We start from the raw sequence: 13,483 nt of genomic DNA, 5'->3' as shown, positions 1-13,483 counted from the left end.
GTTTCGATTTGTTATATTTAGTGTACAAATTTTTCGGCTATTCGTAAATATAAAGGGGGGCAGTATATGTGGAAATGGGAAGGAGAAAACGCTAAGGGAACGATCGTGATCGTTCACGGTGCAGCTGAGCATCACGGTCGGTATAAATGGTTGATTGAAATGTTTCGCATGCACGGTTTTCACGTTGTTGCAGGAGATTTACCGGGGCAAGGAACGACATCACGCAGTCGAAGAGGACATATCGATTCATTTGACGAATATATTGAAGCAGTCGCAAGTTGGGTTCATGAAGCAAGCGTGTATGAACAGCCTATTTTTTTACTCGGTCACAGCATGGGTGGGCTCGTTGTTATTCGCACATTGCAAGAAAAGCGTCTTCCTGTGCGAGGTGTCATTTTATCTTCCCCATGTTTAGGACTCGTTCATTATCCATCCAAAGCACTTGAAGTCGCCTCGCGCATTTTAAATATTATTCATCCGAAAAAGCGTTTTCCATCAGGGTTAACGGTAGAGATGGCGACCCGAAATGAAGAAGTGCGCGAGATGGATAAAAATGATTCATTATATGTGACGAAAGTGTCTGTTCGTTGGTATCGTGAGCTAGTAAAAGCCATTCGCATTGCTCACGAGAAAATTGCGGATTTACCAGACGTTCCGATGCTTGTCATGCAAGCAGGAGATGATAAAATTGTCGATAAAAGTGCAGTGAAATCATGGTTTGATCAGCTGACGGTAAGCGAAAAAGTGTATAAAGAATGGCCAAAGCTATATCACGAAATTTTTAACGAACTTGAACGTGAACAAGTATTTTTATATGCCCATACGTTTTTAGCTTTGCAACTGCAAAGGGGTGAACTCATTGAACGTTCCGACAAATCCGTTTAGTCTCATGCGAGCTGTATATCGTCGCGTTTTTCCGCTTGTTCACCGCGAATTAGCTGTTTGGAAGAAAAGGGCAGAAGCTATTCCGGATGAAGAATTGCGCAAACAAGCGTTAGCGAGCATCGCAACAAAAACGTTTCATTGTGAGGGAGGCGCCATTTTATCTTTACTTGCAGGAAAAGAAATGGAGCGATGCATTCGTTTTATCGTTGCTTATCAAACGATTAGTGATTATTTAGATAATTTATGCGATCGCAGCACGTCGCTTGACCCGACTGACTTTCGTGCGTTGCACGATTCGATGATCCATGCGTTAACTATCGGGGCAAAAAAAGAGGCGTATTATCGTTATCGTGCCGAACAAGAGGACGGTGGCTATTTGCATGCTCTTGTCGATACGTGCCAAGAAATGTTGCAAGAAGTGAAACATTATGACGTCATTGCTCCATTTTTACATGAACTTGCATCATATTATTGTGACTTACAAGTACATAAACATGTAAAAAAGGAAGAGCGCATTCCCCGCTTGAAACAATGGTTCGCTAAACATGAAGCATCGTTGCCAAAAATGGAGTGGTACGAATTTTCCGCTTGTTCTGGTTCGACGCTCGGTATTTTTTGTCTAGTTGCTTACGCTTATACCGACTCGTTTGATATTCGCCTTGCTGAACGGGTACGGGATAGCTATTTCCCATATGTACAAGGATTGCATATTTTGCTTGATTACTTCATTGATCAAGAAGAAGATCGACAAGGTGGAGATTTAAACTTTTGTTTTTATTATCCAAATGAGGAGACGTTATTTGCTCGTTTATGCCACTTCGTTGAAGAAGCAGAACGTCATATTGCACAGTTGCCACATCGTGAATTTCATCGCTTTATTCATCGTGGTTTGCTCGGATTATATTTATCAGATGAAAAAGTGCATGAACAAGAAACGATTCGTCAGTTGGCGAAACAATTGTTGCGCGCTGGTGGCATGACATCTCACTTCTTTTATTGGAACGGCAGAATGTATCGAAAATGGCAAAAATGGATGTATGTATGAGAAAATCGCTGTATAATGAAAGAAAAGAAAAGAGGGATGATCATGTCGTTTCCTCGCTTTTCGCATGTGACGTATGAACAATATTTAATGATGCGCCAAAATAGTGATGAAAGGTTAGAATACATTAATGGTATTGTTTATATGACTCCTTCGCCTAGCATTCAGCATCAACTTGTATCGAGCAATCTTCATACGATATTTGGGAATTATTTAAAAAGAAAGACATGTAAAGTATTTGCGGCTCCAACAGATATTGAATTAGTGAGTGAGAAATGTTCTGAGCGAAAACTTGTCATTCCTGATTTAAGCATTATTTGTGATCCATCAGGATTTACAGACACAAAATATGTTGGTGTTCCAACGTTAATTGTTGAAATATTGAGCCCTTCCAATCAAGCGCATGATTTAGTAACGAAATTTAATTTATATATGGAATATGGTGTAAAAGAATATTGGATCGTTAATCCGATGAAACAAGCAGTTACCGTTTATGCATTAAATGAAGACGGGTTGTACGAGCAGGCAGATATTAAGGTGAGCATAGGGATTGTTCAATCTGTTTACTTTTCGGATTTGTTTGTTGATTTAGAAGAAATATTTCACTAACTAAACAAAAGTAGCGATAGGGAGAACTGATCGCTACTTTTTTATCTCTTCTCAATCGCGACGATAAACGGTGGGTGGTTGATTTGATTGATAAATTCGTATCGCATGACGTGTGCGCGTTGTTGATCGATTGCTGAGACGTATTGCAACAGGGCATCCCGTTCGATCGCTCCTTCAGGATGACCGTGGTAAATCACGAGTACAATCATTCCTTCAGGAGCCATGATGTCGAGCAACTGTTCAATGGCAGCAATCGTTGAGTTTGGCTTTGTGACAATTTGTTTATCTCCCCCGGGCAAATAACCGAGATTAAACATTGCCCCGGTGATGCGTCCTTTATATTCAAAAGGAATATGGGTATAAAGTTCCGCGTGGCTTGCTTGCACAAGCGTGACGCGTGTTTCTATATGATGTTCCCGCAATCGTTTTGTCGTATTTTCAATTGCTTGTGCTTGAATGTCGAACCCGAACACATGTCCAGACGGTCCGACACGTTCAGCTAAATAAAGCGTATCATGACCGTTACCAACCGTTGCATCGACGACAATATCGCCCTCTTTGACCGCTAAATCGATGAGCGAGCGGGCAAACGGCAAAATGCGCATTAGTTTCATCATCTTTCTTCCTTTCGCACATATTTTTTTCCTTGATAACTATTACGTCGCTCTAGTTCAGCATCGATAGCGTTTAACACTTCCCATTTGTTGACGCTCCACATCGGACCGATCATTAAATCGATTGGACCATCTCCTGTAATGCGATGAACGATCATTTCTGGCGGCAACACTTCTAACTGATCGCAAACGAGTTGAACATACTCATCGAACGTTAAAAAGCGAAGCATTCCTTTTTCATATTGTTTTACCATTGGTGTTCCTTTTAACAAATGAAGCAAATGTATTTTAATACCTTGCACATCTAAATGCGCGACCGCCTTTGCTGTTTCCATCATCATGTCGTACGTTTCAAGCGGCAATCCGTTAATAATATGAGCACAAACACGAATGCCGTGTTTGCGTAGCTTTTGTACCCCTTCTACATAACATGAAAAGTCATGTGCGCGGTTAATTAAAGCAGCTGTTTGTTCATGAACAGTTTGCAAGCCAAGCTCGACCCATAAATACGTTCGCTCATTCAATTCGGCTAAATAGTCAACGACATCATCCGGCAAACAGTCAGGTCGTGTCGCGATTGATAAACCGACGACCCCTTCTAAATGTAATACGGTTTCGTATTTTTCACGCAATACGTCAACAGGAGCGTGCGTATTTGTGAACGCTTGAAAATAGGCAATGTATTTGCCATCTCTCCATTTCGTATGCATTTTTTCTTTAATCGTATGAAATTGTGTCACTAAATCGTCCGTTCGTCTACCTGCAAAATCACCAGAACCCGCAGCGCTACAAAATGTGCAACCGCCGTATGCGACCGTGCCGTCGCGATTTGGACAGTCAAATCCTGCATCAAGCGACACTTTAAACACTTTTTCACCAAACGTTTGGCGTAAATGATAATTCCATGTGTGGTACCGTTTATTGTCGTTTGTATATGGAAAAGGATTCATATTTATCACCTCGCATCATTTTAGCATTGTAGCACGTTTCAAGCGTGAAACTCAATGGTGCTGTGATAAATGACAAGAAAATGTACAAACTATAAAGCGATAGAGAAGAAAGGAAGGGATGCGTATGGCAACAAGACAGTCGATGGATGAATTTTTGCAGCATTGTGAAGATGTGCTTCGCTACGCGAAAGAGCAATATACGGAAGCGAGCAAGCTTGAACATTATAACGATACAGAATATGTAAAAGCACAGCAAATGCTTGAACATGCGGTGACCGATTTGGCGCATTTTTCGTTAAGTTGTAACGCCCAACAGCGCGAACAATTACATCGCATGCGCCTGCAACTTGAACAATTACAAAACGATATGATTTTACTTCGTCACTAGGAGGAAAACGATGAAAAAACGTTCGAAACAAAACAATCCAGAACAAAAAACGTTGCATGCGAAAGATTTCGGTGATCCGGTAAAAGAAGTGAAACAAAGGAATGCGAAAAAGGGTCAAGAAGCGAAAGCAGAATATCACAATGAAACATAACAAATCCACTCGGAACATTTCCGAGTGGATTTTATTTGACTAACTTTATCTAATTTGATAAAAATCTAATTAGATAATTATCGAATTTGGGAGGTCTTATGCAGTTAAATCGGCTAGTTATCTTTTTCAAAACAATTGGTGATCCAACGCGTTTACGTATTATTAAGCTTCTTTCTGAAGGACCATTGCATGGCCAAGCGATCGCTGGGAAGCTAGGGCTTACACCGCCGACGATTACGCATCATTTGCATAAATTGCGAGATGTCAATGTGGTATATGAACGACGTGAAGGCAACATAATTTATTTTTATTTAAATCAATCTGTTGTTCGACATTACGCATCTGCTTTAATGGATTTATCGACAGGTGAAGAGGTGAAAAAAGATATGAAAGACGTGATGGCGGAAAGACAAAAAGTAATCGATAATTTCTTTACAAGCGATGGACGGCTAAAACATATTCCTGCACAACGGAAAAAGAAGTTGATCGTGTTTGAGCATATGCTTAAAGGACTACAAAAAGGAAGAAAGTATGAAGAGAAAGAACTAAATGAGTATATTAAAAAGTTTCACGATGATTACGCTACAATTCGTCAAGAGTTTATCATTAACAACTACATGTACCGTGAAAACGGCATATATGAATTAAATCCTGAAGAAATGTGGGCGAAGATCGAGTGATAGTTTGTAGAATAAACATTTTTGTAGAGCAGCTCAGTCAAGCGAATGTTTCTTTATTTCACATCATATACGTGTCGTGCATATGATTGAGCAGCCATACTTGGTATGAGTAAAATGTTTGTGGGAGAAAAAAAGACAGGTTCCTGATTTGGTATAATCAGGAACCTGTCCGATATGTAAGCAAAATAGATGAAAAATGGGCTCTCCTCCTGTAAGGCAGTAAGTGCGAAAAAATAACCAAAGAAAGGAGTGGAGCCCATGCAGGATTATATCACAGATGGAGTCACATGGAAAGACATTGAACAGTTATTGTTTCGGCATATGCAAAAAGAATATGGTCAACTGCTTCAACAGGTGTTGGAGGACATCGATCACACATTAGCGGAAAAACGAGATAAAAAACGATACGCGCTCAAAGATAAGCGGGTGATATGGATGTAGACGATGTTTGGGGAATTGGAAGTCAAGCGGAACTATTACTTCGATCGGGAAAAACAGGGGTATGTCTGTTTGTTGGATGCTTTTCTTCAGTTTGATGGGGCACATGGAGTCAGTCCGTTGTTAGAAGAAACAGCGATTCATCTGGCAGTGACAGGTTCATCGTATCGACAAGCTGCCCAGTCCTTAGAGAAACTGGTGGGATATGCGTGCATGAGCCACGAAACGATTCGTCAGTTGATTGTCGAGGCTGAAGTCGTTGGACACCGCAAGATGGAGAAAAAAGGTCGGGTGTTTTTCATTGAAGCGGACGGGTTGTACGTCAAACGGCAACGAAGCCGCATGAAAGGAAAAGAAGAGAAAATTGTGACGATTCACCAGGGATGGGAGAAAAACGGCAAACGAGTTTCTTTGGTGAACCGACGCTACTATGTTCATCAAACGAATGAGCCAATCTGGGAAGCCATCGAGAGCTTCTTAGTGAAAGAATATGGGTATGATCCACTAGAAGATTGGGTCGTCATCAATGGAGATGGTGCCCCATGGATCACGGGTTGTCGTGAATATTTCGGAGATAGAGGGTACTTTCAGCTCGATCAGTTCCATGTAGCGAGAGAGATTCGGCAATTGTTCCGAGGTCATGCGAGATATCGGGCGATTCGAAAAACATTCGCGTCATGGGATGAAGAGGGGGTGTTACGAGAACTCACAAGTGCCATCGGTACGCTAGAACATGGGGAGAAGGAAAAGCAACTCGAGGCGCTTGTTCGTCGAATCGAGGAGATGCCAGGATGTTTGCGTGACTATCGCATATGGCTGAAGGAAAAAGGGATCGACACGACAAACATGAGAGCGATGGGGAGTGCGGAAGGAACGATGCATGTGTTTGCGAAACGAAGTAAAAACGGTCGAAGCTGGAGGGATGCAGGAATTGAAGCGATGTTGCGAGCGATCGTCGCGATAAAAGATACGTTACTCATTCGGACACGCCGTGGGGTGATGTATGGCGTGGAAGAACGAGAAGAAACGAAACGAGAAACGATCGTGAGAAAGGCACTGAAGCGCGTGCAAACGCAAATGGCAGAAGTGGTACGACATCATATCTCATACCTTTGCAATCTTCAGGGGCACCGATTTACGAGGTATTGCAAGCATTGAAAGGTTTTTAAAAACACAGATATAGGCACATACCTACAGGATAAGAGTAGATAAAAGCGCTTACATGAAACAAGTCCATAAAACCATATATAACCAAAAAAATCGGTCGAGAAAAAAATCTCCCACAAAGTCTTGACTCAAACCCATACTTAAATACACTTGCAACGAGGGTGTAAATTTTTTAAAATAATGTGTATAATGAAATAATGGAAATGACGGTGAAAAGGAGTAGTAGTAAACAAATGGTCGGCAGAGAGTTGACGGGTGGTGCGAGTCAACCGAAGTTTGTTTACGAACTCGCCTTGGAGTCGCGTATGCGAATGAAGTAGCGTGCGTCGTGAATCTGCGTTAATGATGAAAGTGAGCGTACGATTCGTGCGCTAACAAGGGTGGTACCGCGGGAGAATCCTCTCGTCCCTTTTTGGGATGGGAGGTTTTTTGTTTTTCATTTTTGTTAAAAATGGATCAAAAGGAGGTTTGTCACGTGAGTTTTAATCATCGTGAAATCGAGAAAAAATGGCAAAAGTATTGGGAAGAAAATAAAACGTTTCAAACGACAGAAGATGACGGAAAGCGAAAGTTTTATGCGCTCGACATGTTCCCGTATCCATCAGGGGCAGGTTTGCATGTTGGTCACCCAGAAGGATATACAGCAACGGACATTTTAGCGCGCATGAAGCGCATGCAAGGATATAACGTGTTGCATCCAATGGGGTGGGATGCGTTCGGATTGCCAGCTGAGCAGTATGCGCTTGATACCGGAAATGATCCAGCGGAATTTACGGAAAAAAATATTAACAACTTCCGCCGTCAAATTAAATCGCTCGGTTTTTCATATGACTGGGATCGAGAAGTGAACACGACCGATCCGAACTATTACAAATGGACACAATGGATTTTCTTAAAGCTATATGAAAAAGGATTAGCGTATATGGATGAAGTGCCGGTCAATTGGTGCCCAGCATTAGGAACGGTATTAGCGAATGAAGAAGTGATCGATGGAAAAAGCGAGCGCGGGGGACATCCAGTCATTCGTAAGCCGATGAAACAATGGATGCTTCGCATTACGGCATATGCGGACCGTTTACTTGAAGATTTAGAAGAATTAGACTGGCCTGAAAGTATAAAAGAAATGCAACGCAACTGGATTGGTCGTTCAGAAGGAGCAAATATTCATTTTCAAGTCGATGGACACGATGAAACGTTTACGGTGTTTACAACGCGTCCAGATACGTTATTTGGTGCAACTTATGCCGTGCTTGCCCCTGAACATCCGCTCGTTGAAAAAATTACAACACCTGAGCAAAAAGAAGCGGTTGAAGCTTATTTAAAACAAATTCAAAGCAAAAGCGATCTTGAGCGCACCGATTTAGCGAAAGAAAAAACAGGTGTATTTACCGGAGCATATGCGATCAATCCGGCTAATGGTGAAAAATTGCCAATTTGGATCGCAGATTACGTGTTAATGGGCTACGGTACAGGCGCCATTATGGCAGTGCCAGCGCATGATGAACGCGATTATGAATTTGCGAAAAAATTCAATTTGCCAATTAAAGAAGTCGTTGCCGGTGGTGATATTTCAAAAGAAGCATACACAGGCGACGGGGAACATGTGAACTCTGATTTCTTAAACGGTTTAAATAAAGAAGAAGCAACGAAAAAAATGATCGAATGGCTAGAGGCCAATGGAAAAGGTGAGAAAAAAGTTTCGTATCGCCTTCGCGATTGGCTATTTAGCCGCCAACGTTATTGGGGCGAACCGATTCCAATTATCCATTGGGAAGACGGTACGATGACGCCAGTGCCAGAAGAACAATTGCCGCTCGTATTGCCAAAGACAGATGAAATTAAACCGTCGGGCACAGGAGAGTCTCCACTAGCAAACATTGAAGAATGGGTGAACGTTGTTGACCCGAAAACAGGCAAAAAAGGTCGCCGTGAAACGAATACGATGCCACAGTGGGCAGGAAGTTGCTGGTATTATTTACGTTACATTGATCCGCATAACGATAAACAATTAGCTGACCCTAAAAAATTAGAAAAATGGTTGCCTGTCGACATTTATATTGGCGGGGCAGAACATGCCGTATTACACTTACTATACGCGCGTTTTTGGCATAAGTTTTTATACGATATTGGTGTTGTACCAACAAAAGAACCGTTCCAAAAACTATTTAACCAAGGGATGATTCTTGGAGAAAATAATGAGAAAATGAGCAAATCAAAAGGAAATGTCGTCAATCCAGACGATATTGTTGAAAGTCATGGTGCAGACACGTTGCGTTTGTACGAGATGTTTATGGGTCCTTTAGAAGCATCGATTGCATGGTCGACAAAAGGACTTGACGGTGCACGTCGCTTTTTAGATCGCGTATGGCGTCTGTTCGTTGAAGAAAACGGCGAATTAAATCCAAAAATCGTTGATAACCCAGAAACAGATACGCTTGAGCGTGTATATCACCAAACGGTGAAAAAAGTAACCGAAGATTACGAAGCGCTTCGCTTCAATACAGCGATTTCGCAATTAATGGTGTTTATTAATGAAGCATATAAAGCGCCTGTATTGCCAAAAGTGTATATGGAAGGATTTATAAAGCTATTGTCGCCAGTTTGCCCACATATTGCTGAAGAGCTATGGGAAAAGCTTGGACATAACAATACGATCGCATATGAAGCTTGGCCAGCATACGATGAAGCAAAATTAGTCGAAGATGAAGTCGAAATCGTCATTCAAGTGAACGGAAAAGTGCGTGCGAAATTGCATGTGCCAGCTGATGCAACGAAAGAACAACTTGAGCAATTGGCGATGGAAGACGAAAAAATTAAGGAACAAATTGAAGGAAAAACGGTGCGTAAAGTGATCGCTGTGCCAGGCAAATTAGTCAACATTGTTGCAAATTAATCGTGAACGAAGCCTCTCACATATACGGTGAGGGGCTTTCGTTAAAAGAAAGGGAGAGATCGATGAAAGAAATGACAGCAGTACAGCTAAAACAAATGATACAAGCAGGTGAGCATGTTCACGTCATTGATGTACGCGAAGATGAAGAAGTCGCCTTCGGAATGATTCCATCAGCGATACATATAAAAATGGGGGATATTCCAGAAAGAATGAACGAGCTAGACAAAAATGAAACGTATATCATTATTTGTCGTTCTGGTGTTCGTAGTGAGCATGTGTGTCGTTATTTAGAGGCGCATGGGTATGATTTTTGTAACGTCATTGATGGCATGCTTGGCTGGGATGGAGAACTTGTATAATGGAAGAAGCCAATAAGATCGCTTGATCGACGATCTTATTGGTTTGCATAAATGGCAGCATGCATGCCGGCAAGCCGACCGGTCACAAGGGCAGCGGTAATATTATAGCCGCCCGTATAACCATGAATGTCTAAAATTTCTCCGCAAAAATAAAGACCTTTCATCAGTTTAGATGCCATTTCTTTTGGATGAACTTCTTTGACGGATACTCCTCCACCTGTGACGAACGCTTTTTCAAGTGGCAACGTGCCATGTACGGAAAAAGAAAATTTTTTAAATAAGGCAACAAACGCCCTCACTTTGTCATGGCTTAACGTGCTTGCAACCGTATGTGGATCAATGGTTGCTTGCTCGAGTAAAAACAATACGTATCGCTCTGGGAGGGAAAGCGTCGCCTTAACAATGGTTTTTATCGTTTTTTTCGGCTCTTCTTTCATGGCGCGCACAATACGTTGAAATAATGTCTCTTCTTTTTCATCTGGCAACGCATCAATCACCATGGTCACAGAAGATTGTTTTTTTAACTGTTTCACAACAAATTGGCTACATCGTAAGGCAGCAGGTCCTGAAATACCGAAATGCGTAAAAATCATATCCATTCGGTGTGTGACGGTTGGTTTTCCTTTTTCGTTGAATACGCTTAATGCAACATTACGCAATGATAGTCCTTGTAACGTTCGCTTTTGAATAAATGGTTCATGTGAAATAATCGGCACTTCCGTTGGAAATAGCTCTGTAATTGTATGTCCCGCTTTTTCTGCCCATGCGTAACCGTCGCCTGTCGAACCGGTATGTGGCACAGATTTGCCACCAACGGCAACGACAACCGCTTTTGCTCGAATCATTTCCCCAGTTTGCAACGTCACTCCATATACGGATCCATCTTTATATTCAATGTCTTTTACGGGGGTATGAACGCGAATGTCAACGCGCAATCGTTTTAACTCGCGAAGAAGGGCTTGTACGACAGATTGCGCACTATCGCTCACCGGGAACATACGACCGTGGTCTTCTTCTTTTAACGGAACACCGAGTCGTTCAAAGAAACGAATAATATCTTCATTATTAAACATTGAAAATGCGCCATATAAAAAACGACCGTTCCCTGGAATATGTTGAATGAGTTCATCAATCGGCTTTCGATTCGTCACATTGCAACGCCCACCGCCCGAAATGGCCAATTTTCGTCCGAGTTTGTCCCCTTTATCAATAAGGAGGACACGTCCGCCTTGTTCTCCAGCAGCGATGGCTGCCATTAATCCTGACGGTCCTCCACCGATGACTACAACATCATATACCATCACTTTCACGTCCTTTCTGTTATGATTATAATGATTTTATGTAAAAGAAAAAAGTGTGCTAAAATAAGTGAAGCAATGAATCCGTTAAGGAAGGGATAACATGTCATCATCAAAGTTATTGCGAGGAACATTTATTTTAACGGGGGGCGTGTTTTTGTCGCGCATATTAGGGCTTATATACGTTTTCCCGTTTTACCAACTTGTTGGTAAACAAGGGGGAGCCCTTTATTCGTATGGATACGTTCCGTATACGTTATTTATTAGCATCGCGACGATGGGGGTGCCGCTTGCGGTATCCAAGTTTGTGTCGAAATACAATGCGCTTGGGGAATATGCTGTTGGGCGAAAATTGTTTCGTTCAGGGATGATGTTAATGGCGATCACTGGTTTTTTTGCTTGGCTCATTTTATATATGAGTGCGCCGCTGTTAGCTCCGTTTGTCGTGAATGATGATGGCCATGGCAACTCGATTGCTGACGTCACTTCTGTCATTCGTGCAGTCAGTTTCGCTTTATTGCTTGTGCCGATGATGAGTTTAATTCGCGGTTTTTTTCAAGGACATGAATCAATGGGGCCGACAGCGTTGTCCCAAGTTATCGAACAACTTGTCCGCATCGTCTTTTTGCTTGCAGGTAGCTATATTGTTTTACGCATTTTCGACGGTTCACTTGTGACTGCCATTCAAGTGGCAACGTTTGCTGCCTTTATTGGCGCTGTCGGTGGACTAGCTGTTTTATTCATATACTGGTTTAAGCGAAAATCGTTTTTAGATGAACTATTAAAGCAAGATCGTGGCACGATCCATATGTCGTTAAAACATATGTATAAAGAACTGATCGCCTATGCAGCTCCGTTTGCTTTTGTTGGTTTGGCGATGCCGTTATATCAGCTTATTGATCAATTTACATTTAACAAGGCGATGGCAAGTATCGGTCTCGCTGCGATTTCTGAGGACGCATACGGCATTTTTAATGTATGGGCACAAAAGTTAGTCATCATTCCCGTAACACTTGCTACATCGTTTAGTTTAACGCTAATTCCAACGATTACGAAAGCATATGTACAAGGGGAAAGCAAGCAGTTACGAAAGTATTTAAACGATACGTTTCAAGTCGTCATGTTTATTACACTGCCTGCTGTTATCGGCATGGCGCTTTTATCTGAATACGTATACGCAGCTTTTTACAGCTATGACCCCCTCGGAACAGAAGTGTTACGAGCATATGCGCCAACGGCCATTTTCTTTGCTTTATTTTCTGTGACAGCTGCTATTTTGCAAGGGATTAATAAACAAAAATTTACTGTGATCAGTTTAACGATCGGGCTGTTGTTTAAATTATTTTTTAACTACATATTTATCGTCTCGTTTGAAACGATGGGAGCCATTTTAGCGACGACAATCGGATATGCATTGTCAGTTGGGTTAAACTTATGGGTCATCCAACGTTATACAAATTATCGTTATCATTTTGTCGCCAAGCGTATATTGTTTATGGGGATTTTGACGGCGATTATGTGCGCTGCTGTTTGGCCAAGTGCAAAGCTGATGGATCGTCTTCTTCATTACAATGGAAGCATGATTCAATCAGTGATCATTGTTGCATTTGGTGGACTCATTGGGGCGGCTGTTTATTTTTATTTAAGTGAACGGTCGAACTTGTTATATGCTTTATTTGGAAACCGTTTTTCATTTTTACGGAAAAAAGAAAAGAAGGCTGTGTCATAGCCTTCTTCTTTCTATCTAGAAGTCGCTGCTAAATGGAAATCCGAGTTGGCGCTCAACGCGTTGGAGACGTCGATTTAAATTGTTAATTTGTTGTTGTTGGCGCTCTGTTATGCGCTCAAGGCGATCGATTCGACGCTCAAGTGAGCCGCTTGGAAAACCTGGTGTTCCTGGAAAACCTGGTGTTCCTGGAAATCCACTTGGAACCCCTGGCATGAACGGGGTGCCCCCGTAATAAGGCATGCCTGGCATTTGTTGCTGTTGTTGGCGTTCATCCATTTGG

The 13,483-nt window shown here is 41.9% G+C and carries 13 protein-coding genes, 1 pseudogene and 1 other annotated feature; of the genes and pseudogenes, 10 read left to right on the top strand and 4 right to left on the bottom strand.

Annotation, left to right across the window (positions count from 1 at the left end; genetic code table 11):
• Positions 1-66: 66 nt before the first annotated feature.
• From ASC42_RS01000 to ASC42_RS00990, 3 genes are read left to right on the top strand one after another with little or no spacing between them, the layout of a single operon-like run.
• A complete protein-coding gene (locus ASC42_RS01000) occupies positions 67-885 on the top strand; it encodes an alpha/beta hydrolase (RefSeq protein ID WP_055440149.1) in 819 nt (272 codons plus the stop codon).
• On the top strand, positions 860-1,930 hold the full coding sequence (locus ASC42_RS00995) for a tetraprenyl-beta-curcumene synthase family protein (RefSeq protein ID WP_055440148.1): 1,071 nt from the start codon (positions 860-862) through the stop codon (positions 1,928-1,930). The genes ASC42_RS01000 and ASC42_RS00995 overlap by 26 nt, the downstream gene beginning before the upstream one ends.
• 42 nt (positions 1,931-1,972) lie before the next feature.
• Positions 1,973-2,536, top strand: coding sequence for a Uma2 family endonuclease (locus ASC42_RS00990; RefSeq protein ID WP_055440147.1), 564 nt, complete (start codon positions 1,973-1,975; stop codon positions 2,534-2,536).
• A gap of 41 nt (positions 2,537-2,577) precedes the next feature.
• On the opposite strand, the gene mnmM is transcribed toward ASC42_RS00990, so the two are convergent.
• Together mnmM and mnmL are read right to left on the bottom strand one after the other, a co-directional pair.
• Complete coding sequence (gene mnmM, locus ASC42_RS00985; protein ID WP_055440146.1) at positions 2,578-3,150, bottom strand: tRNA 5-(aminomethyl)-2-thiouridylate-methyltransferase MnmM; 573 nt, start codon at positions 3,148-3,150, stop codon at positions 2,578-2,580.
• A complete protein-coding gene (gene mnmL / locus ASC42_RS00980; RefSeq protein WP_055440145.1) occupies positions 3,150-4,100 on the bottom strand; it encodes a tRNA modification radical SAM protein MnmL/YtqA in 951 nt (316 codons plus the stop codon). The genes mnmM and mnmL overlap by 1 nt, the downstream gene beginning before the upstream one ends.
• Before the next feature lie 124 nt (positions 4,101-4,224).
• On the opposite strand from mnmL, the gene ASC42_RS00975 reads away from it, so the two are divergent.
• The 6 genes and pseudogenes from ASC42_RS00975 (at position 4,225) to ASC42_RS00955 (ending at position 10,176) form a co-directional block, all read left to right on the top strand.
• Positions 4,225-4,488 carry a YtzC family protein gene (locus tag ASC42_RS00975; RefSeq protein WP_003397789.1) on the top strand — a complete coding sequence of 88 codons (264 nt, stop codon included), beginning with the start codon at positions 4,225-4,227 and terminating at the stop codon, positions 4,486-4,488.
• 10 nt (positions 4,489-4,498) lie between these two features.
• The gene (locus tag ASC42_RS13955; protein ID WP_006320695.1) at positions 4,499-4,639 is read left to right on the top strand and encodes a hypothetical protein; all 141 of its coding nucleotides are present in this window, start codon (positions 4,499-4,501) and stop codon (positions 4,637-4,639) included.
• A gap of 98 nt (positions 4,640-4,737) precedes the next feature.
• On the top strand, positions 4,738-5,319 hold the full coding sequence (locus ASC42_RS00970) for a DUF2087 domain-containing protein (RefSeq protein ID WP_055440144.1): 582 nt from the start codon (positions 4,738-4,740) through the stop codon (positions 5,317-5,319).
• A gap of 258 nt (positions 5,320-5,577) precedes the next feature.
• A pseudogene (locus ASC42_RS00965) lies at positions 5,578-6,926 on the top strand (ISLre2 family transposase).
• A gap of 198 nt (positions 6,927-7,124) precedes the next feature.
• Positions 7,125-7,337: a binding site (T-box leader), on the top strand.
• A 62-nt stretch (positions 7,338-7,399) separates the two neighbouring features.
• Entirely contained in the window at positions 7,400-9,817 is a 2,418-nt protein-coding gene (leuS, locus tag ASC42_RS00960) for a leucine--tRNA ligase (protein WP_055440143.1), read from the top strand.
• A gap of 62 nt (positions 9,818-9,879) precedes the next feature.
• Positions 9,880-10,176: a rhodanese-like domain-containing protein gene (locus tag ASC42_RS00955; protein WP_055440142.1), complete on the top strand. Its 297-nt coding sequence runs from the start codon at positions 9,880-9,882 to the stop codon at positions 10,174-10,176.
• A 35-nt stretch (positions 10,177-10,211) separates the two neighbouring features.
• Here ASC42_RS00955 and ASC42_RS00950 read toward each other — a convergent pair whose 3' ends face one another.
• Positions 10,212-11,477 carry a BaiN/RdsA family NAD(P)/FAD-dependent oxidoreductase gene (locus ASC42_RS00950; protein WP_055440185.1) on the bottom strand — a complete coding sequence of 422 codons (1,266 nt, stop codon included), beginning with the start codon at positions 11,475-11,477 and terminating at the stop codon, positions 10,212-10,214.
• Positions 11,478-11,577: 100 nt separating this feature from the next.
• Between ASC42_RS00950 and ASC42_RS00945 the strand changes: the two genes are divergently transcribed.
• Positions 11,578-13,203 carry a putative polysaccharide biosynthesis protein gene (locus ASC42_RS00945; RefSeq protein ID WP_055440141.1) on the top strand — a complete coding sequence of 542 codons (1,626 nt, stop codon included), beginning with the start codon at positions 11,578-11,580 and terminating at the stop codon, positions 13,201-13,203.
• Positions 13,204-13,218: 15 nt separating this feature from the next.
• On the opposite strand, the gene ASC42_RS00940 is transcribed toward ASC42_RS00945, so the two are convergent.
• On the bottom strand, positions 13,219-13,479 hold the full coding sequence (locus ASC42_RS00940) for a hypothetical protein (RefSeq protein WP_055440140.1): 261 nt from the start codon (positions 13,477-13,479) through the stop codon (positions 13,219-13,221).
• Positions 13,480-13,483 lie beyond the last annotated feature (4 nt).

The organism is Anoxybacillus suryakundensis, from assembly GCF_001418025.1.
Taxonomy (GTDB): domain Bacteria; phylum Bacillota; class Bacilli; order Bacillales; family Anoxybacillaceae; genus Anoxybacillus; species Anoxybacillus tengchongensis.
This window is presented reverse-complemented; position numbering and strand designations above follow the sequence as displayed.